15 protein-coding genes and 1 pseudogene are annotated in these 19,860 nt (G+C 56.7%); 3 read left to right on the top strand and 13 right to left on the bottom strand.

The features are described 5' to 3' along the window. Nucleotides 1-4: 4 nt before the first annotated feature. From KHQ23_RS00670 to tssB, 9 genes are all read right to left on the bottom strand, one after another. On the bottom strand, nt 5-1,216 hold the full coding sequence (locus KHQ23_RS00670) for a hypothetical protein (protein WP_004190533.1): 1,212 nt from the start codon (nt 1,214-1,216) through the stop codon (nt 5-7). Continuing rightward, nucleotides 1,209-3,719, bottom strand: a complete 2,511-nt coding sequence (locus KHQ23_RS00665) for a type VI secretion system Vgr family protein (protein WP_074182940.1) — start codon at nt 3,717-3,719, stop codon at nt 1,209-1,211. Before KHQ23_RS00665 ends, KHQ23_RS00670 begins: the two co-directional genes overlap by 8 nt. 1 nt (nt 3,720) lies before the next feature. Further along, nucleotides 3,721-6,375, bottom strand: a complete 2,655-nt coding sequence (gene tssH, locus KHQ23_RS00660) for a type VI secretion system ATPase TssH (RefSeq protein ID WP_032434409.1) — start codon at nt 6,373-6,375, stop codon at nt 3,721-3,723. A 264-nt stretch (nt 6,376-6,639) separates the two neighbouring features. After that, entirely contained in the window at nt 6,640-7,131 is a 492-nt protein-coding gene (hcp, locus tag KHQ23_RS00655) for a type VI secretion system effector Hcp (RefSeq protein WP_002902160.1), read from the bottom strand. 4 nt (nt 7,132-7,135) lie between these two features. Then, nucleotides 7,136-8,842 carry an OmpA family protein gene (locus KHQ23_RS00650; RefSeq protein ID WP_032421272.1) on the bottom strand — a complete coding sequence of 569 codons (1,707 nt, stop codon included), beginning with the start codon at nt 8,840-8,842 and terminating at the stop codon, nt 7,136-7,138. Beyond that, complete coding sequence (gene tssL / locus KHQ23_RS00645) at nt 8,839-9,528, bottom strand: type VI secretion system protein TssL, short form (RefSeq protein WP_004176431.1); 690 nt, start codon at nt 9,526-9,528, stop codon at nt 8,839-8,841. The genes KHQ23_RS00650 and tssL overlap by 4 nt, the downstream gene beginning before the upstream one ends. Then, complete coding sequence (gene tssK, locus KHQ23_RS00640) at nt 9,525-10,868, bottom strand: type VI secretion system baseplate subunit TssK (RefSeq protein WP_073553528.1); 1,344 nt, start codon at nt 10,866-10,868, stop codon at nt 9,525-9,527. The genes tssL and tssK overlap by 4 nt, the downstream gene beginning before the upstream one ends. 9 nt (nt 10,869-10,877) lie before the next feature. Beyond that, nucleotides 10,878-12,422, bottom strand: coding sequence for a type VI secretion system contractile sheath large subunit (gene tssC / locus KHQ23_RS00635; RefSeq protein ID WP_032427977.1), 1,545 nt, complete (start codon nt 12,420-12,422; stop codon nt 10,878-10,880). A 42-nt stretch (nt 12,423-12,464) separates the two neighbouring features. Further along, the gene (gene tssB / locus KHQ23_RS00630) at nt 12,465-12,956 is read right to left on the bottom strand and encodes a type VI secretion system contractile sheath small subunit (RefSeq protein WP_047694642.1); all 492 of its coding nucleotides are present in this window, start codon (nt 12,954-12,956) and stop codon (nt 12,465-12,467) included. Nucleotides 12,957-13,596: 640 nt separating this feature from the next. Here tssB and KHQ23_RS00625 point away from each other — a divergent pair. Next, entirely contained in the window at nt 13,597-14,163 is a 567-nt protein-coding gene (locus KHQ23_RS00625; protein WP_004190556.1) for a DJ-1/PfpI family protein, read from the top strand. 198 nt (nt 14,164-14,361) lie between these two features. Here the strand turns inward: KHQ23_RS00625 and KHQ23_RS00620 are convergent, their stop codons facing one another. Continuing rightward, on the bottom strand, nt 14,362-15,894 hold the full coding sequence (locus tag KHQ23_RS00620) for an HD domain-containing protein (protein ID WP_032434403.1): 1,533 nt from the start codon (nt 15,892-15,894) through the stop codon (nt 14,362-14,364). Nucleotides 15,895-16,110: 216 nt separating this feature from the next. Continuing rightward, a complete protein-coding gene (locus KHQ23_RS00615) occupies nt 16,111-16,872 on the bottom strand; it encodes an SDR family NAD(P)-dependent oxidoreductase (RefSeq protein ID WP_032434401.1) in 762 nt (253 codons plus the stop codon). Between the two features lie 108 nt (nt 16,873-16,980). Here KHQ23_RS00615 and KHQ23_RS00610 point away from each other — a divergent pair, with 108 nt between their 5' ends. Then, complete coding sequence (locus tag KHQ23_RS00610) at nt 16,981-17,895, top strand: LysR family transcriptional regulator (RefSeq protein WP_004176438.1); 915 nt, start codon at nt 16,981-16,983, stop codon at nt 17,893-17,895. Nucleotides 17,896-18,195: 300 nt separating this feature from the next. After that, nucleotides 18,196-18,384 (top strand): hypothetical protein, encoded by a 189-nt coding sequence (locus KHQ23_RS00605; protein WP_004176439.1) that lies wholly within the window; start codon nt 18,196-18,198, stop codon nt 18,382-18,384. Nucleotides 18,385-18,454: 70 nt separating this feature from the next. Here the strand turns inward: KHQ23_RS00605 and KHQ23_RS00600 are convergent. Together KHQ23_RS00600 and KHQ23_RS00595 are read right to left on the bottom strand one after the other, a co-directional pair. Then, nucleotides 18,455-18,718: pseudogene (locus KHQ23_RS00600) on the bottom strand (ATP-binding protein); the annotation flags it as partial. Between the two features lie 212 nt (nt 18,719-18,930). Continuing rightward, complete coding sequence (locus KHQ23_RS00595; protein WP_004152141.1) at nt 18,931-19,800, bottom strand: aldo/keto reductase; 870 nt, start codon at nt 19,798-19,800, stop codon at nt 18,931-18,933. Between the last annotated feature and the right edge of the window lie 60 nt (nt 19,801-19,860).

Below are 19,860 nucleotides of genomic sequence, written 5' to 3'. Positions count from 1 at the left end.
AAAACTATTCTAGTGATTTAAACACCACCCCTCCAAAAATGCTTCCCATTACATCTGAAAGAGCAAGATGCCTCTTAATCTGATTTTTTACCTTACCCCAAGAGAATAATTTCAATTGAACTAACTCATTTTCCTTAGTCGTTAATGAAATGACCTCACCATACTGTGTGGTTATAGGTCCATCCCAAACAATCCAATGATTCTTAGCCGTGACAGTGGAGTCAAATCCATCAAGTATACCAGCTGATATCAAAGTAACAACTCGACAACCTTTTCTAATATACTCATTGAGGGTACTTAGTTCTTTCAGATTTACGTGCGATAGCCCGACATTACTAAACTCTTTTTGATAACCAGCACTTACAAACCATTCAGTAAGCGCTCCCCATAATGTTATCCCTGAAGCCTGGTCATCAATTTCGTCATAACTCATAATGGAATTTTCGGAGTCCCTTAAAGAAGCGAGGGTTATCCAATCGATCCCCTTCACTCGTTCTCCATAAGCATCATAGAAAGCCCCCATAGGATGCCGACAACTATTGCTTGGAACTATATTTAACGCACCTATTTTAGTTTTCCCATACAACCAAAGCTCATTAACTGCTTGTTTATAAATATCAGGTCTATCCATTAACAGGCAATAAAAAAATGATGCTGGCCCACACAAACTAGTATCCCCTTGATTTGGATAACTACTGCGATTCATCCTCGAAAGGATCTGATGTTCTATCTTATTTTTATCGAAGGGATCATCAGGACTACCTACAGGATACTCTTTTGCAATAAACGCTCTTTTCTGACAGGTAATCTGCACAGTATGTATATTATCCTCACCCTTATCATTAACCGGTTTTGTCTGCGCCTTTGTCTCAAAATAACAAACATTTTCACGCTTATTTTTAGAATATGCTTGCCCTGATGCCATTTCACCAAGTGTGTACATCTTTTTCGCAGGCGAGGAAAGCACAGAAAACAACTTACCTCCGTGCTTGCGATATAAGTTCATTTCCATTATGTAGATTACAGATAACCCATCCTCTGTGTCATTCGTTTCATGGGACTGAGTTTGATAATTTGATGTTACTGGTTGTTGCGCCACTGACAGTAGTATATGTTTTTTATTACTGGCATCAGTTCTGTAAACATTCAGATCGTAAAAAAGGTCGACTGCTGAAACATTCGATTCAATCTTTGTATAAATATTATATTTAGGCATTGATGGCCTCCGGTATCATATGCAGCAGAACATCCTGTATCTGTGCAGAAGTAAACAACTTCGTATACCCCTCGCCATCACTGACACCCTCTAATACCGAGCCATCAGCCAGAAAGGCCCTGTAAGGAGTATTCATCATCGGCACCCCATTATCATCTGTACACAGGTAGCGAATATTATGGCTGCCGTCATTTATCGCATTAGCTAAAGGTGCAATGTCAGGCTTATGCTGCGCTTTTTCCCGCCTGACGTAATACCCGGCCCTTGTTCTGTACTCACCTGCCGTCGCTGATTCAATGCCACTGGCATTGAGCGTGATATAACTTCCCCCGCCGTTTATCGTGACCCGTTTTTTCGCAATAATTTCGATACTGTCTTCCGTGCTGACAATGCTGATTTCCTTCCGGGCAAGCAACGCCATCAGGTCATTCTGCGCCTGCATCTGTACCGGTCCCTGGTTCGCTATCAGCCTGATCCCAAGCTTTCGCACAAACACGCTCAGCGCACTGCCCACCCCGATGAACAGATTTTTCACCACGCTGACGTCTGCATTCTTTCCGGCTGTGGCAATCAGGTTATGCCCGGCTGAGACCTGCAAATGCTCCCCGCTGGTCAGCGCTATCCCCTCCGGCGCGCTGACCAGCAGTACCGATTTTTTGAGGTCTGTCAGCTGCTGCTCCAGCAGGGTAATTTGCGCCTGGAGATCGGCCGGGTTCGCGGTCGCCTTCTGCGCGTCACCGGAGATGGACATCATCTGCTCCCGGGCTTCGGCCAGATTGCTGACCGCCGGCTCCATATCCAGCACCTGCCCCTGAGCCTGCGCCTGTCCGTCCGCGCTGATAAAAATACCCTTCTGTGCCCGGATAGCGCCCCAACTGTCGGTTCTCAGCTCAAAGCCTTCGCCGCGCGGCTGCTTTTCAGCATCCACGAGATGGCCGAGGTTCAGCTGGCTCTTGCCGCCGTACTCCGTCGAGAGCTTGATATGCTCTTTCCCGCGCTCGTCGTCGAGGCGGATTTTGTTGTTGGCCGGGGTGCGCAGGACGTTACGTTTGTCATTGCGAATGGTGACGTGGTCGCCGTGCGCCGAGTCGTGCAGCACGCCCGCGATATACGGCCGGTCGGGGTTACCATCCTCAAAGCCAATCGCCACCTCCGTCCCCGCCAGCAGCGGCAGGTGCAGGCCGTAGGTGTCTCCGGCATACGGCCGCGACTGGCGGACCCACAGGCTCTCGAACCCGGTTTCCCAGCGCGCCCGGTCAAACAGCATATTCACCCGGTAGCGTCCGTGTTTGTCGATATGCCCGTAGGTGTCGTTTTCCCGGGTGCTGGTCACGCGGGCCGGCAGCGTCCCGGCCATCACCGGACGCGCGCCGGGCTCAGGCCGGTAGCCGACGTCCGGGCTGTCCGGTATGCCGGCAAACTCCACCGCAAAATCCGCATCGCGCCGGGCGTGGCTGTGCATCGCCGTGACGAGCACGCCCTCAGCAAACTCCCTGGCCACCTCCTCTCCGCCGATGACCGTCAACACCTGTCCCGGGCAGAGCGTCGGGCAGCTGGTGGTGGCCTGCATCCGGGTCTGGCCGTTAAGATAACGCTCATGGCGAAGCCGGGCGTAAAACGCCCCGGACTCCGGCGCCGGATGGCGGTCATGGACATTCCCCGCGGTCAGGTAGTTATCTCCCCAGTGGTAAGCCTCACCAAAGGTGGTGGTCTCCCCGCGGGTGACATCCACCTGCGCGTTCATGTCCGCCGTCGCCTCGCGGTAGTTGTAGTCGCGGGTACTGACCTGCTGCTCCACGACGCGGTGGCGGCATGCCATCTCCCACACCGCGTCCACCCCGGCCGACTGCTGCCCTGACGGCGGGACCGAAGGCAACGTCAGCCCCTTCTCATAGCCCTGCTGACTGTCGCAGAACTCAGCGACGTCGATGTGCAGCCGCGTGTCGGCGGTAAAGCGAAACCAGATCCCCACCTCACCCAGCAGCCGGGTGATAAAGCGCAGGTCATCCTCGCCGTACTGCATCACCTGCTCGCGGCGCGGATACGTTTTTGTCAGCGAGAACAGAAAATCCTGACCGCGCAGGCCGTGGCGCTCGCGGAGGATTTTTTCCACAATCTGCGGAACGGACTGGTCCTGGTAAATGGCGTTCTGGTGCGAGCGGTTAAGCAGCGCCAGGCGCGGCTGAAGCGTCAGCGCGTAGTGCGTTTCATCCCTGGAGGTACTGAGCCGTTCAAACCCCGTCACCACGCCCTGGATCACCCGCACGGGTTGCTGAACATTGATGCCGAAGCCCTGAGCCACCGGCGCCTGCAGCGTCAGGGAGGCTGCCTTCATCAGCATCATCTCTTTGCTGATGGCATGGTCTGCGCTGGTGAATTCAATACGGTAGCGGAACGGCTGGCTCAGGGCTTCATCGCCCTCGAAGGCCAGCACATCAAGCCCGGCTTCACATCCCTTCACCGAAAGCAGGTGGTGGTTATGGCTGAACAACAACGATTTCACGCTACTCATCGGATATTGTCCCCTCGTCAAACGCCATCACGACGCCTTCCTCTTCGTGATACCCCAGCGTCACCTGGCGCGGTTTCTGCCCCGCCGCCATATGGCTCAATAGCTGCTGACTCAGTGCCGGCAGGATCTGCTGATTGAGCAGACTGTCGACGTTACGGGCGCCGGTATCCGGCAGCAGGCAGGCCTCGGTCAGCGCGTCGAACAGGCTCTCGCTGAGGGTGGTGGTGATTCCGTAATGGCAAGCCAGACGCTGACTTACCTGCCCGAGCTTCATGCCGACAATGGCGCGCAGCGCTGCCGCCGGCAGCGGACGGTAAATCACCGTCTGGAAGCGGGCCAGCAGCGCCGGCTGGAAGTGGCCGCGCAGTACCGGGCGCAGCAGCTCGTGCAGGTCTGATTCGCTGGCCTCCGGCTGTTCATCCAGCAACTGCATCAGGAGGTCGCTTCCGAGGTTGGCGGTCATCAGGATCACGGTGTTGCGAAAGTCGATTTCACGCCCCTCGCCGTCGCGCATTCCTCCCCGGTCGAAGACCTGGTAGAACAGGTTCATCACATCGCGATGGGCCTTTTCCACCTCATCGAGCAGCACCACGCTGTAGGGGCGTTTGCGCACCGCCTCGGTCAGGATCCCGCCCTGGCCGTAGCCGACGTAGCCGGGCGGAGAACCCTTCAGCTGGCTGACGGTGTGCGGCTCCTGGTACTCGGAGAGATTGATGGTGATCAGCGCTTTCTCGCCGCCGAACAGCGCATCGGCCAGGGCGAGCGCCGTTTCCGTTTTGCCGGTGCCGCTCGGCCCGACCAGCAGGAACACCCCTTGCGGACCGTTCTCCGGCGTCAGGCCGGTTTTCGCGGCGCGCAGGCGCCGGGCAATAGCGCTCAGGGCCGCCTCCTGGCCAACCACCCGTTTGCCGAGACTCTCTTCCAGACTCAGCAGCTCCGTCTGCTCATCTTTCATTAGCGAGGAGAGCGGCACGCCGGTCCAGTCGGCAATCACCGTCGCCACGGTGCGGACGTCGACGTCCAGCCCGAGCAGCGGATTGCCCTGCTGGACGGCGATAAGCGCGGTTTGTAGATCGCTAATTTCCGCCTGGCGGGAGATATCGCGGCGACAGGCGAGCAGCGCTTCCGTCAGCTGCAGCTCCTGACCATACTGAGTTTCAAGGGTATCCAGCGCCAGAATAAGGCGGATCTCCTCCTGCTCAATGGCCGCCAGCCGATCGCCGCGGGCGCTGTTGCCCAGCGCAATATCTTCCAGCAGCGCCTGCTTCTCCATTGCCAGCGCGGTGAGCTGCGCCTTCATGCGGGTCAGCGGCTCAGGCACGGTATCCAAACTCATACGCAGGCGGGCGGAAGCGGTGTCGAGTAAATCCACTGCCTTGTCCGGCAGCTGGCGACCGGTGAGATAGCGTCGTGACAGCGTCACGGCGGCGCGCACCGCATCATCCGTGATATGCACGCCGTGGTGGTCGGCATAGCGGGACTTCAGGCCGCGCAGCATCAGGCAGGCGGTGTCGTCGTCCGGCTCATCCACCTTGACCATCTGAAAGCGGCGCTCCAGCGCGGCGTCGCGCTCGAAGTACTGCTTGTATTCACTCCAGGTGGTGGCGGCGATAGTCCGCAGTTCGCCCCGGGCCAGCGCCGGCTTCAGCAGGTTGGCGGCATCCGCGCCGCCCGCCTGATTACCCGCGCCGATGATCGTGTGCGCCTCGTCGATAAACAGTAGCACCGGCGAAGGCGACTGCTGTACCGCCTCAATGATATTTTTCAGCCGCTGCTCGAACTCGCCTTTGACCCCGGCGCCGGCCTGCAGCAGACCGAGGTCAAGGGTGCGCACCGACACTGGCTTCAGCGCGTCGGGGACGTTGCCTTCGGCAATGCGCAGCGCCAGGCCTTCCACCAGAGCGGTCTTGCCCACGCCCGGCTCACCGACGAGGATTGGGTTGTTTTTTCGCCGACGGGAGAGAATATCCACCATCTGGCGGATTTCCGTGTCGCGTCCGAACACCGGGTCAATCTGGCCGTCTCTGGCTTTGGCGGTGACGTCGAGAGTGAATTTGTCCAGCGCGTTCTGCAGCGCCGGGTTGAGCCCATCCGCATTCAGTTCGCTGCCCGCAGGACGCCCCACAAATTCCACGTCCCCGCCATGGGGCTGCGCCAGCGCCGCTTCCTGCTGCGCTGGCGGACATTCGTCGGACTGGGCATCAAGCAAGGGGCGCAGGCGTTCCAGCTGACGCTGGCCCAGCGTTAACAGCGGCCACAGGCCATCGCACTGGATCAGATTCTGTTTTTCAACCAGCGCCATCAGCAGGTGAACACTGCGGATCTGCGCTTCGCCGCTGAGAGAGGCAATCAGCCAGGCCTCCTGCATCAGCCTCAGGGTATGGTCAGAGAGCTGGGGACGATGACGTACCGAGCGCGGCTGTTTATCCAGCCAGCTCAGCAGATCCTGCCACAGCGCATCCATATCCCATTCATAGCGCCGCGCCAGCACCGTCAGATCGCCTTCCCCCTGTTCCAGCAGCTTAAGCAGCCAGTGCTCGGGCAGGATCTCGGCATGCGCCCGGGTCTGGCACAGGGAGGCCGCCCCCTCCATTGCGCGGGCACAGCAGGGATTAAGACGGCGTAACAGGCTGGCTGGATTTTCCATGAGATCCTCTCTTATTGTTTCCGGACACGCTACCGCCCGTCGCTGTTCCTGAACAGGAACCCCAAGCGCACAAGGTCAGGCAGACAGATTGTGTTTTTCTTTGCTGAGAACCCGTATCTCAGGCGCTCAGCAAAAAACGGCGGGCAGAGAAACGCTGCCCGCATCAGGCGATCGCCCGCAATAATCCCCGGCCGCAGAGATAACGATGCGGCCGGGATGAGCGAACGTCGCCTGCGCGCCAGCGGCGCGAAATATGACGGGCAATTACGCGGTGGCGCGTTCGTTCCAGCTATCGGAGTGAATGATGTTGCCGTCTTTATAGGTCCAGGTGATCTTCTCGTAGCGCAGCTCAATCTGTTCCAGATGGTTGTGCTTCTCGTAGGCGGGGTTTTTGATGTCGTGCATCAGGGGATTCACTTTCACCACCTTGACGTTCTCAAGTTTGGTATTGAAATACTCCACTTCCTGGCCGGCATCGTTGATTCGGTACCACTTAAACTCGGCGGACTTCAGGGTCTGACCGGTGGTCACCGCCTTGTACAGGTAGGGGCTGGAGGAGTCGATCTCCTTGGTGAACAGGAACGGCGTATGAATACGCGTGCCGGTCAGTTTGCCGGTGTTGTTATCGGTCGGGATGTACAGGTTATGCTCCTGAGCCACCACTTCGATACTGCCTTCACGATCCTGAACGTCGACAGACCCTTTAATGTCCGCGCCGCCGTCGTCTTTCAGCCAAAGATAAACAGGAATTGCCATGGAATTACTCTCCATTGTGTAGTGAAGCGCCATCATCCTGGGATGACGCAGAGGGTTGGTCCGGTAACCGGCAGGCGTCTACCTGCGGCACCAGACTGATTTCGACACGACGGTTCAGCGCACGGCCTTCCGGCGTATCGTTTGTTGCAATTGGTCGGCTTTCGCCATAGCCCTGAACGGCAAAGCAGCTGTCCGGCACGTCGCCGGTATCGCGCATCCAGTCGCGGACCGATTCCGCACGTTTCAGCGACAATAGCTGGTTGGCTTTTTCCTCACCCACGCTGTCGGTGTGACCCGCCACCACGATCAGCCACCCGGGCCTGGCCTTAATGTCCATCAGCGAGCTGACCAGCCGCTTTGTCGAACCAGGCTTCAGTACCCATTTCCCGGTATCGAATAGCGACATGCTGTCAAGGCGGATGACGTTCGGGGCAACGCGCTGCACCGGCCTGGGCGGAGGCGGAGGCGGCACGTAACCGCGAATCGCCTCCAGCAACGGCAGGCGAATCTGCTCCCCGCGATATAAGCCCAGACTCAGGCGCAGCGGGACGCCGTTACGCGCCCAGCTATCAAGCAGCGCGGCATCTTCACGCAGCACCCTGACAGCGCTGGCTTTTGGTCGATAATCATCCATCGCAATCCGCTCATAACGGGCAATATCGACGCCCACGCGCTGCAGCAGTTGTCGATTATTCCAGCCACTGCTGAGCAGCGCGGCGACAGCCGCGAGGGTGAAAATCGCGAGCGCCGCGCGCCAGGCCCTGCCTCGTGGCGTGAGTCCCCGTCCCGCCGGTAACTGCGGCAGGATGAATTCCGGCAAAGCTGAAGCGTCCCCGGTGTCGCTCTCATCTGGCTGCCAGCCAGCTACCCGCGTCAGGCCGCTATGTCGGGATAACCACGTCGTCCAGGCCGACGATGCCAGACTTCCGGGCAGCGAGGGCCCGAGGCCCCACAGCGCGGCCGCAGGGGTCAGAGGTGGCAGGTCGGTATTCTCTTCCGTCAACACGGCATGGACGTGCTGTTCAGACCAGCCCATCAGGCTGTTCATCAGCACCTGCTGCTCCAGCGCGGCCGCCCCGCCGGCGCGTACCCAGGCCGGTACGGAACAGGGGGCGCAGGAGGGCTGCCAGACTTTCACCGCTTCACCCGGTATCGCCGCCTGCCACAACAGGTCGCGACTCATCGCGCTGCCCACCTGCCCCTGCAGCGCCAGCGGTACGGCATACCCCGTCTGCTGGCGCAGCTGGCTGAGTTGCCAGCGCAGGGCCAGCAGAGCGCTGGTCAGCGCATCGCTTTGCGCATGCCGCTGCGGGCAGACGCAGAGCAGCACCGACAGCTGAGGCCCCCATTCCGGCCGCTGGCTCAATACCTGGCGCGCGACCTGCTGCAGCTCCTCCGTCTTTTCCACGCGGATCCAGCAGCCCTGTTTGACGACTCGCACCGGTGACGCTGGCGGCCAGACACACGGCAGGTCGCCGCAAACGAGGACCACCGGCTGGCGATAAGCGCCCTCCGGGAGAGGGTCCAGGGTTGATGCGACGTTACGTCCGGTACGACGACTGGCGATGCGCCAGATCCCGATGATCAGGGCCAGCGTGACCAGCAGAATGAGCCACGCCCCCCAGCGGGGAACCGGCAAAAATAGCAGGCACACCAGCGCACTCAGCAGACTGGCCCACAGCGCCAGCCCACGCTGCTGCGCGGGGCTCATTTCACCTCCCCCGGTAACAAGGTCAGCAGCAGGTGATCGAGCCAGTGGTTGAGTCCCCACCACAGGGCGAGTACCACCACCACGCTCAGGCCAATACGTACCGGCCATGGGGCCAGCCAGCCGCTTATCCCCAGACCGGCGCGACTCTCTACCAGTACGGGAGCGGTAGCCGGGCACTGAAAAGGAGGAACACGCTCACCGAGCGCGTTGACCAGCTTCAGGCGCTCGGGGTCGTGGAGGGAGCGAAAGCTGCCAATAAAACCCAGCAGCATCACCCGCTGAAAACAGGTGACCACGGCCAGGTTGGGCGCCGGTTCACGCAACACATCACGCATCCGCTCGCACAGGGTGTCGCCGGCGTCCATGGTGCCGAGGAAGTGCCCCTGCAGCGGAATGTCATACCACTGCAGGCAGGCCTCATCCTCCACGCCGCGCCCTTTCACGGCTTCATCGAGCAGCGCGCACTGGGCGGTGAGAATATGCTGACAGCTGGCGTCATCAAGCCCGCTCGCCTTCAGCTCATGTTGCACGCGCTCGACATCAGCAATACAGCGCTGCCATAGCGTGTACCCTTCCTCATCGCGGAACTGCGGGCCGTGGCGCAGGCTGATAACCTGCAGCCAGGTGTTCTGCAGCAGCGCATCAATATCAATGGACGCGGCGTTGCCGCGTTTAGGCTCATTCACGTTCGTAGTACCGCAAAAAGTTCAAGATCAGGCTCACCGAGCATCCCCGGGACGTAAAACATACAGGTGCCGCTCTGCAGCATTTCCGTTGCCAGAGGGTGGGACACATCGAGGCTGAAATACTGATTTTCCAGACGCAGCGGGATCGCCGCCGGCACATGACGCAATGGCGTGAGGGGCACCCCTGTCCGCGAGGAGTTGACGATGGCTTTGACATGATCCGGACTGCCCACTTTGCACTGGCGCGGAAACTGCTCCTGCAGTTGGGCGGCCGGTACCGACGAACGAACCGACAGGTAGTAATCAGCCCCTTCCCGCAGCCGGGCATCGTGCAGACGCGCCTGCCAGAAGTGCAGCCGGGCATCATGCTCCAGGGCAATCGCCACCACCCGCGATGGCAGGCTCGCCTCCAGCAGGTCGCTCAGTAAATCAAACAGCGGCGGAAAAACCGCGTTCAGCTGGTCATGCTGATAGATCGGGACGGCATTCGCCTGATGGGTGAGCGAAAAGGTCAGCAGGCTACCAGCCAGGCGCGCCAGCTCCGGGTAGAGGCGTTCCGGCGGGCTTTGCCGGTAACGCAGAAAGTACCCCAGCACCGGCTCGGCGCTGTTCAGCGCATTCAGCAACCAGAACAGAGAGACATCAGCCACGGCAAAATCAGCCATCCGTTCATTGCTTTCGCGACGCATGGCCATCAGGCGCGTCAGACGAGCCCGGAGCTGGACGAGCAGCTGTTCAAGCTGCGTCGCCAGCCAGCGGCTGCCCTGGATCTGCAGCAGCGGCGGGAGAAACGTCTCGTCGATAAGCCAGGCCCCCTGCGAGTCCCGCTGCAGGCGAACAAGCGGACAGGTCAGGTAATCGCTGTTGTCCTGGTGGGCGAAGCGGAGGGTCAGCTCCGGCTGTATGACGGCAATCTGCCGGGTATCATCCCCGAACTGGTTGCGGACATCGCGCCAGCGCTGCCGGAAGCGCGCCGGCCTTTCGGCCACCTCCTCCGGCTTCAGACAGTTGCCGCCATTCGCCTGCATCAGGGGCAGCGCCAGCACGATCACCGCCTCGCCGGACGCGCCGTCCAGCGACAGCGCGGACGGCAGCGCATCGGCATTGTCCGTATCAATCATCGTGCCATCCTGGAACCGGACCTGCAGCCTGTGAGCCTGCAGGCGGCCCAGTTTGAGCATCTCTGGTTCGAAGGTCGCCTCAACCACTCCCCAGGGGTGGTTAAGACCCATCCGGGCAATCACTTCCGCAGTCCAGGCTGCATACGCAGCCTGCTGTTGAAAATGCTGAGGCGACACCATAATGCCCCGGCCCCACAACGGACGTTCCGTTTTCATCATCGTCCGAACCTACGCCTTCGCCTTTGGCATCTGGCTAACCAGCGACAGATTGACGTCCATCCCCTCGACCTGGAAGTGCGGCACCGCGTACAGCTTCACGCGGAAGAAGCCCGGGTTATCCTCGATATCTTCCACCACCACGCTGGCATCGCGCAGCGGATGGGAGGCCTGCAGCTCGTCGCCGGGGTCGGTCATTTCGGTCACCAGGCTCCGCACCCAGGTGTTCAGCTCCAGCTCCAGCAGACGCCGGTCCTTGGTGGTGCCGATATTCTCGCGCTGGATCATCTTCAGGTAGTGCGCGATGCGCGACAGCAGGAAGATGTAAGGCAGACGCGCGTTGATACGGCTGTTGGCGGTGGCGTCGGCGGTATCGTACAGCGCCGGTTTCTGCGCGGAGTTGGCCGAGAAGAAGCAGGCGTAATCGCGATTTTTGTAGTACGACAGCGGGATAAAGCCCAGGCTGGCGAACTCAAACTCCCGCGTCTCCGGGATCATCACCTCGGAAGGGATCTTCACCTGGTTGCCGGTGCCCAGATCGTACAGGTGGATGGGCAGATCTTTCACCGCGCCGCCGGCCTGCGGACCGCGAATTTGCACGCACCAGCCGTTGTTAACAAAGCTCTTCACCATATTGGATGCGAAGGAGAACGCCGCGCTGGTCCAGAGATATTTTTCGTGGTCCGGGCCCTTCACCTGCTCGACATAGTTGAAGCTGCGCACCGGCACGGTGTCCGGGCCGTACGGCAGACGACCCAGCACGCGCGGCATCACCAGGCCGATGTAGCGGGCATCGTCAGTTTCGCGAAACGCCTTCCAGCGAATATATTCCGCGCGATCGAAGTAGTTGCCGATATCCTTAATGGCAGCCACCTCTTCCATGGTCTCTTTCAGGAAGAAGGCCGGGCCGACGGCGCCGATAAACGGCATATGGGCGGCCGCAGAGACGCGGGAGATATTGCGCAGCAGCGCCACATCCTGCGGGCTGGCGTCGAACTCATAGGCCGAGATCACCGAGCCGATCGGCTCGCCGCCGGGAGTGTCATACTCCGCGGTATAGGTGTGCCAGTACAGGCCGCTCTGGATAAGCTCCGGCGCGTCCTCAAAGTCCTGGCGCAGATCGTCTTTGGCGACGTCGAGGATCTCCGTTTTGACGTTCTGCCGATAGTCGGTGTTGTCCACCAGCTGTTTGAGGCCGCGCCACAGGGATTCGACCTGCTGAAACTCCTGATGGTGCATCACCGCGTCCAGCTGACGGCTTATCTGGAAATCCAGCTCGGCGATATGGTGGTCGATCAGCGTTTTGTCGAGCTTTTCCACCCGCTGACCGGACTGACGGATGCGATCCATAAACACCTGCATCGCCGCGGTGAGACGCTCCGCCGCCGGCGCTTCGGAGAGCGCGGCATCGTCCAGAAAGTCGTTGATATCTCCGAGGTGAGACGCCGGGGCGAGATTAATTTTTTCAAACAGCGAGGCGTAAACGCCCTCGCCCGCCCTGTTTTCCTGCAGCGTGGTTTGCCCCTGAACAGGGGCGTTTTCTGTGGTAACAGACATTAGCATTTTCCCGGTTAATCCATTAACAGACTTGCCCCGCACTTATTTCGGGGCAAGCGCACTCATTTCGTCGCATAATTCCTGGGACAGCGCCGGATCTTTCAGGATTGCCTCAAGCTCTTTTCTGAAAGTGGCGTTATCGAGCAGATTGGATTTGAGATCGCGTAATAAATTACGCATCGCCAGCATGGCGCGGAGTTGCGGAATTTGCCGGGCAACCTGCTCCGGTTCAAAATCTTTGATGTCGGTAAAACGCAGTCTGACGTTCTCCTCTTCGCCATTGCCGGCCAGCGTATTCGGCACCGAGAGGTTAACTTCCGGGCTAAATTCCGAAAGTACGCTGTTAAAATTATTTTTATTGACGTTGATTTTTTCTCTTTCCGATAAAGGCCGGTTTTCCTTACCATGACTAAAATCGCCAATGGTAAGCAGCTTCAGCGGCAGTTCGACCTTCTTTTGCGCGCCGCCGGTATGAAGAGATAATTTGAGATTAATGCGCGCCCTGGGGACTTCATTCTGGAACGTATCAGCCATAGCAGTTCCTTTCCTTAAGGAATAATTATTGAAGATATATTGATGTGAAACGTGACGATGATAAAGCAAAAATGGATTACCGATCAACTTAACCACCTAATAATTATATTTATTCATAAACACCCCCTTTCACCACGAAAATAAAAGCACCATGAATATCAATATTTGAAATGTGTAACAACAGTCAATGATAAATTCAATAAATAATGCACCAAAGGAATGTTTGCAATGGATACTATAAGGCGTGCTAAAACATTAAGCGGATGAATAAAGGAAACCATAGAGACGACCGGGGCAATATAATTCGCTCATTATGCAAATTTAGCGTAACAACGCAATAAATTACTCAGAGGGATAATATCTGGCTTCCATCCGATTGCCCCTTCGCGGCGGACGCTTAATAGTCCTGGCGCGAAATCTAAACGGTAACAATATTCTTCTGCTCCCCTTACTCCCCACAAACCGATTTTTTGCGGATAACGAGCCACAGCGCGATGTCGAACAAAGTTGTCGTTAGCAAAAAAACATGAGCCCGGTTACAAGACGCACACGACACCGTCGTCGGCATCCTGAACGGTTCGCATTCTGCAAGTCGCCAGGCTATATCTAAGACACCTTTCGCCCACAACGAGACACAAAGATGAGCAAGAAAATCCTAATGCTGGTCGGCGATTATGCCGAAGATTACGAAACGATGGTTCCTTTTCAGGCACTGCAGATGATTGGCCACCAGGTCGATGCCGTCTGCCCGGATAAAGCCGCTGGCGACTATGTCATGACCGCAATCCATGACTTTGACGGCGCCCAGACTTATAGCGAAAAGCCGGGCCATCGCTTCACGCTGAACGCTGACTTCGCCGCAGTAAAGGCCGAGAACTACGATGCGCTAGTGATCCCCGGCGGCCGGGCGCCGGAGTATCTGCGCCTGAACGAGGAGGTTATTAAACTGGTACAGGCGTTCGACGCCGCGCGTAAACCTATCGCCGCCGTCTGCCACGGCCCGCAGCTGCTGGCCGCCGCCGGTATTCTGCAGGGACGGACCTGCAGCGCCTATCCCGCCTGCGCTCCGGAAGTGCGCCTGAGCGGTGGGCACTATGCGGATATTGGTATCGACCAGGCGCATGTGGACGGTAACCTGGTTACCGCCCCCGCCTGGCCTGCTCATCCACAGTGGCTGGCCAAATTCGCCGCCCTGCTGGCGGAATAACCATACTGAGCCGGTGTTTTTGTTGAGCCACCCGCTCCCCTGCGGGAATCTATGCCTCAGCGCGGTGTTTAGTCTCGGGTAAACGCGCTGTTGTATGTTATGCCGATGGCGGGGATGCGCCACGATTTACCGCTTATCTTCAGGGGCCGGTTAAAAAACCAGCCCCTGAAAGATTTATCGCTGCCCTGACGGGCATCATCAATTCAGCAACGCGATCTGCTTGACCACTATTTCATTGATTTTATAGATTATTTCAGGAGTTACGCGTTCTTTGATATCGCGGTCAACAAATACCCGAATGCAATATTTGATGATTTGATACTGATTTAACTTATCACCACATTGAATTAACGGTTTTATTTCGTAGCGGTTCTTAAGATCTTTCACCAAAAGCTTAACTTCGGTTTTATCCAAGTCTTTAAAGGCGCAGTCGGAGACAATATCAACGGCAAATTCATGTGGTTTGAAATGAGGCTGTAATACAGAAGTCAATAACCCGGTGAGTTGACTCTTCCACGCCTTATTTTCCTTGTCAGCGATGTTAGCTTTATACACAGAGTGTTTGGCCTCATAGACCTTCGACCATGGGTGTCGGTTAATAATGTCATCAATTATTTTTTTATTAACCGCCTCGGTATCGCTGATATCTATCCATTCACCAACCTTGTCATTCAAAAAATAATCATCACTGCACGCCAAATAAAAATCCTTCAGCGCGTCGATGAAGCTTTCATCGCTATGGTCAACGATACGGTCGGTAACGTCAGCGATAATGACATTTTGTGGATCCTTGCTTTGCATAATCTCACATAATGTGCTCAACATCGTCGCAAAGGCGCGGTTTGTTTTATGGTAATACACCTGCGAGAAAAGGCTGGAGCGCGCCCCAATAAACTCAGCGATCGAATCAATCCCACTCTCTTTGTAAGCAAGGTACAATTTTCCCTGTTCCTCGACCGGGACAATTGACATAAACAAGCGATTGTAATCGTAGATGCCACACTTGACGCCGGAGAAATAGCCATCTCTGAGCAAGTAATCCATCCGGTCGGCATCGATCGGACAGGAAGAGATGATCGAGGTCATTAACGGCAGGATATCTGTTGCCTTTCCATTAATTTCCTCAATGATCTGTTGGTCACCGTATCTTTTTTCGATGATTTTTAACACATTTTCGATATTTATTTCGTCATCGACCTTACCTTGTTTTCTCAGATCATGATAAATCATCAGGCTGAACAACAGCGAAAGCTGTTCATGTTCAACTTTCTGTTCTGGCTTGCTTAATACATCAATGATTGAATGGTAGGCTGTGGGGAGAACATCGGAGAATTCGTGCTTACCAGGCATAAAACTCTCAAACTGGTGGGATACCGGCCCGTGCCCGATGTCATGCATCAGGGCAGCGAGTCTCAACTCCTGAATGTTGTGTTTTGGTATCTTATCGATATGACCAAACACATGGCCATCATCATATTTCTTTTGATACCGTATCGCATTCAGGCGTAAATTATTGAGTATTTCACTTGATAAATGCAGCACCCCGAGAGAGTGTTCGAAGCGGCTGTGCACCGCAGAGGGAAACACCTTATATAAAAAAGAGTTCTGTTTAATGTTGCGTAAGCGCTGGAACAGGGGGTGATTGATAAAGGCAATCTCGAGTGTCGTCAAACGAATAGTGCCGTGAATGGGATCAAGGATCTTACTGGTCAATTCATTTTCAAAATCCATATCTTAAATCCTTTCATATGTGCATTAAATATATTTAGCATATTGACTGTTTATTCAACAATAATCTTGCGCATTCAGGCAATAAGGTCAATCACTAATATTTAACGAGCAACGCGGCAGATCATTATTTCCTTATCTCTCCACAGCGTCGCGCTTTATCGGCATCCACTGACATATCGATTGACTACGGATGAAAACAGCCCCGGTTTTCTTCGCTCAGATGCGCATTCCCCCGGAAACCTCAATGCGCTGGGCATTCACCCAGCGATGATCATCGGATAACAGCGAGGCGATCATCGGCCCGATATCCTCTGGCAGGCCAGGTCGGCCCAGCGCCGTTATGTTCGCTACCGCCTGAGCGACCTGCGGGTTATCCCGCACCACCCCGCCGCTGAAATCGGTGGCGATGGCGCCGGGCGCCACGCAGTTCACCGTGATCCCGCGGCTGCCCAGTTCAAACGCCATATAGCGAGTCAGGGTTTCCACCGCGGATTTCATGATCGCATAGGGCGCCCGGTTCGCCATCACGATGCGGGTGAGGCCGGACGAGACATTCACTATTCGCCCGCCATCGGCCAGCAGCGGCAATAGTTTTTGGCTGAGGAAGAAAACGCCCTTCACATGGATGCGATACAGCGCATCGAATTCCGCTTCTGTGGCGTTAAGAAATCCCATGCCGCTGGCGTTGCCGGCATTATTGACCAGATAATCAAATTTATCGGCGCCCAGCTCCGTCAGCGCGCCCTGAAAAGCGCTAACAAATGCGTCAAAGGTGTCGATTTCGCCGGCGCTGAAAGGCAACGCGATCGCCCGGGCGCCCAGTGCTTCAACCCGTGTAACCACCTCGTTCGCCTCGGCAAGACGCGTTTTGTAGGTCAGTACTACATTTACGCCGCGCTGTGCCAGCGCCTCGACGGTCGCGCGTCCCAGGCCGCGGCTGCCGCCTGTCACCAGGGCGATTTTTGCGCTATTGTTCATGTTTTCTCCTTTTCTCTCTGCTGAAAACATGAGCGATTATAATCCCCTGAATGCCGACGATAAGACCGCGTTGGGCGACAGGATAGTTTTGCCAGCTGGAACAATGTCATGGATAAACTGGATACTCTGACCTTGTTTGTGCGCATCGTCGAACGGGGCTCATTCAGTGCCGCCGCCGCGGATCTGGGGGTTTCCCGGCCAGTAGCGACCGCGGCTATTAAAGCGTTGGAGGTCAGTCTCGGGGCGCGGCTGCTACATCGTACCACCCGGCACGTACGGCCGACGGCAGAAGGCTCGCTGTATTATCAGCGCTGCGTGTCCATTCTGGCGGCCCTTGAGGAGGCCAACCGCAGCGCCGGGGGGAGCATCTCCGGCACCATTCGGGTAGACGTGGCGGGCAACCTGGCGCGGACCCTGCTGCTGCCCGCGCTGCCGCAGTTTCTCGCCCGCTACCCGGACATTACGCTGCAGATCGGCGAAAGCGAGCGTGACGTCGATCTGGTTCGCGAGGGAGTCGACTGCGTCATTCGCGGCGGCCATCTCCCCGACAGCGAGATGATCTGCCGGCCGCTCGCCGGGTTGCAGGAGATCACCTGCGCCAGCCCGACCTATCTCGCCCGGTACGGCACCCCGCATACGATTGAAGGACTGACGGGGCACGTGATGATCGGGTTTGTTTCATCGCGCACGCAACGTACCTTGCCGCTGAGCTTTACCCAGGATGGCCGTCAGAGCGAGGTCAGTTTGCCCTGTCGGCTGCTGACTTCCGATGCCGACGTCGGCGCCGAAGCGGCAAGGCTTGGCTTTGGCCTGTATCAGGCGCCCTTGCCCCGCCTTGAGGCCGATCTGGCGTCGGGCGCGTTAACTGAAGTGCTGGCCGATTTTCGTCCTGCGCCGCTGCCGCTCTCCCTGCTCTATCCCAGTAATCGGCAGCTCTCTGCCCGGGTACAGGTATTTATCGACTGGGTGACGGCGCTGATGAAGCCTCCCCTGGCGCAGCAGGCATCCGGAAGGCTAAAATAACGTTTGCTATTATTCACGGCACGTGCGTTAATCGTTGAGTCGATTTACCAGACAAAAAGTTATTATCTGAGTACGTGTTCTCATCTCCAGGCGTTATCCCTGATACCACCTTCCTTTGAGCAGTCCCGTTAGTAGTTTGCTTTTTCTGTAAACAGGCCCTGTCAGATCCTTGTCGGCTCCTTAAAATGTCCGCCATCTGACCCAAAACCCGGCTTACCACCAACTAAAATCAGCCGCGTTAATTTTCCTGAAACGACCATTGTCTTTTCAACAGAACATCACCCATACAAGGTTTACATTATGATCGAACATATCCATTTTAGATGCCCATGCTGCCATGGCTCCCAGTACAGAACGTCCCAGTTTGACGTCACTGAAAAAAACCCTTTTGGTGCGAAATGCATTTTCTGCAAATCAGCCATGATGACATTAGATACCATCCGTCCTCATCACCTGGGCGTGCACTCCGCTGCCCAGGCACAGCAATAAGATGATGAAGCCGGTGAACGCGGGTGAGGAAATTTACCCGGTGATTCGCCCGGGGGCAACATCTGTTCCCTCACCCGCAGCGATCGTCGGTGGCATGGCTTAGGCGGGTATCAGGCAACGCTTCTATCAGGGTAGTCACGTTCTCCCCGGCGCCAGTTTCCACATTAAAATAGTCCACCGCACGCAGAATAAGCCGCAAGCCCCTGCCGCCTTCCGCTAACGGATCGACATCAAAGTGCTCATCGTTACGCGCCAGCGCCAGGCGTTCGGCAGGAAAGATCTCTCCCGCATCGATAAAGCGCAGCGTCACGCGGTCATTGGCAGCGAAAATTTCCCGGGAGACTGCCGCTTTAAAGGCCACTGCGACGGAAGCATCCAACCGACATGTCACCGGCCAGAGGATCAACTGTCACCAGTCAGCTGCCCGTGACGATCGTCTACCGCATTGACAACCGTCGCGGCAAACACGTGGGTGCTAACCAGCATACCGAGCCCGTCGCCGCGGCGCAGGCGGGGAGATGAAGATGGAGCCAATCGGTGCCGCGGTCAGTCGTGGATTTTCACCCCCAGACATCCGCGAACGAACTCAGGGTTGAAGTGTTTTACCGCTTCGCCAACATAGCCTAAATCCAGGGCGCTGATTTGCGCCATTTCGTTGTCTGTTAATACGAAATCCCAGATAGCAAAATTTTCTTCAATGCGCTCCTGGCGGGTGGATTTAGGGATCACCGTGACGCCACGCTGCACGTTCCAGCGCAGAACAACCTGCGCAATGGTTTTCTGGTGCGCATCGGCGATCCCCCGAAGCAATGCATCTTGATACGGATTATGTCTGCCACCGCCTAACGGCGCCCACGCTTCAGGCTGAACGTGATAATGCTTCATGGCTTCCAGCGCCGCGGGCTGCGCGAAATAAGGATGCAGTTCAACCTGGTTCACCATTGGTTTAATTCTGACAGTTTCGCAGAAGTTAGCTAACACATGGGGGTAAAAATTGGAGACGCCGATCGCTTTCAGGGTACCGGCCTCATAGGCCTCTTCCAGCGCACGCCAGGCGCTGAAATAATCGCCCATCGCCTGATGTAGCAAATAAAGATCAAAGTATTCCAGGCCCGATTTTTTTAATGACGCGGCAATCCCGGCTTTCGCCATCCCGGTGTTGGCCATGTCCTGGACCCACAGTTTGGAGGTAATAAACAGCGCCTCGCGGGTACACAGACCTTCGGCGATGGCTTCGCGCACGGCCTCACCCACCGCATCTTCATTATCGTAGACGGCAGCGGTATCGATGAGGCGATAACCGGTGCGAATGGCGTTCAACACCGCCTGCTTACACTCCGCTTTATCGGTCACCTTGAAAACGCCGAAACCCAGCATCGGCATTTTGCGAGCGTTACTTAATACTGAATATTCCACGGTGAAGCTCCCCTCTTGTTAAAACACCATGGTAAGACAGGAACGCGGTCACGATTAGCC

The sequence above is a fragment of the Klebsiella sp. 64 genome (genome assembly GCF_018223915.1).
GTDB lineage: Bacteria > Pseudomonadota > Gammaproteobacteria > Enterobacterales > Enterobacteriaceae > Klebsiella > Klebsiella pneumoniae.
The sequence above is the reverse complement of the archived record's forward strand: the minus strand, read 5'-3'. Positions and strand labels throughout refer to the sequence as shown.

Coding starts and splice junctions, on each gene's coding strand:
- KHQ23_RS00670 (WP_004190533.1), bottom strand. CDS start 1,216: ATGCCTAAATATAATATTTATACAAAGATTGAATCGAATGTTTCAGCA.
- tssH (WP_032434409.1), bottom strand. CDS start 6,375: ATGGAAAATCCAGCCAGCCTGTTACGCCGTCTTAATCCCTGCTGTGCC.
- hcp (WP_002902160.1), bottom strand. CDS start 7,131: ATGGCAATTCCTGTTTATCTTTGGCTGAAAGACGACGGCGGCGCGGAC.
- KHQ23_RS00650 (WP_032421272.1), bottom strand. CDS start 8,842: ATGAGCCCCGCGCAGCAGCGTGGGCTGGCGCTGTGGGCCAGTCTGCTG.
- tssK (WP_073553528.1), bottom strand. CDS start 10,868: ATGATGAAAACGGAACGTCCGTTGTGGGGCCGGGGCATTATGGTGTCG.
- tssC (WP_032427977.1), bottom strand. CDS start 12,422: ATGTCTGTTACCACAGAAAACGCCCCTGTTCAGGGGCAAACCACGCTG.
- tssB (WP_047694642.1), bottom strand. CDS start 12,956: ATGGCTGATACGTTCCAGAATGAAGTCCCCAGGGCGCGCATTAATCTC.
- KHQ23_RS00625 (WP_004190556.1), top strand. CDS start 13,597: ATGAGCAAGAAAATCCTAATGCTGGTCGGCGATTATGCCGAAGATTAC.
- KHQ23_RS00620 (WP_032434403.1), bottom strand. CDS start 15,894: ATGGATTTTGAAAATGAATTGACCAGTAAGATCCTTGATCCCATTCAC.
- KHQ23_RS00615 (WP_032434401.1), bottom strand. CDS start 16,872: ATGAACAATAGCGCAAAAATCGCCCTGGTGACAGGCGGCAGCCGCGGC.
- KHQ23_RS00610 (WP_004176438.1), top strand. CDS start 16,981: ATGGATAAACTGGATACTCTGACCTTGTTTGTGCGCATCGTCGAACGG.
- KHQ23_RS00605 (WP_004176439.1), top strand. CDS start 18,196: ATGATCGAACATATCCATTTTAGATGCCCATGCTGCCATGGCTCCCAG.